This is a genomic window from Pseudomonas sp. FSL R10-0056, from assembly GCF_009600105.1.
Classification (GTDB): Bacteria; Pseudomonadota; Gammaproteobacteria; order Pseudomonadales; family Pseudomonadaceae; genus Aquipseudomonas; species Aquipseudomonas bubulae.
The window spans coordinates 1-394 of the sequence record NZ_WIWL01000096.1; the positions used below are offsets into that span (position 1 = coordinate 1).

General features: G+C 54.3%; 1 pseudogene. It reads left to right on the forward strand.

Going from position 1 to position 394, the window contains the following annotated elements:
* Positions 1-337 (forward strand): annotated as a pseudogene (locus tag GHO42_RS25820) (IS481 family transposase); the annotation flags it as partial.
* Between the last annotated feature and the right edge of the window lie 57 nt (positions 338-394).

Sequence of the window (394 nt, forward strand, 5' to 3'; positions counted from 1 at the left end):
GGACGAATGGCGCAAGATCTACAACTACGAGCGCCCGCACGGTGGCATAGGCATGCAGGTACCAGCGTCTCGTTATACGCCCAGCGCACGGGAGTATCAGGAGGTGCTACCTGCCATCGAGTACGGTGCTGAGCTTCATGTACGAAAGGTGCAGGCTAAAGGTGAGATCTACTGGCAGGGTCAGCCCTGGAGGCTCGGGAAAGGCTTTAAAGGCGAGCGTGTAGGTGTACGAGAGAGTGTTGAGGATGGGCAATACGATGTCTTCTGGGGAAGCCATCGTATTGCGCAAATTGACAGAGTGACCGGGGTTGTAATATCAGGGAAAAAGCTTCGTTAACTGTTCGCTATGTCTCCGAACAAAGTGTTCGCTATGTCCCCGGTCCATACACTCCCG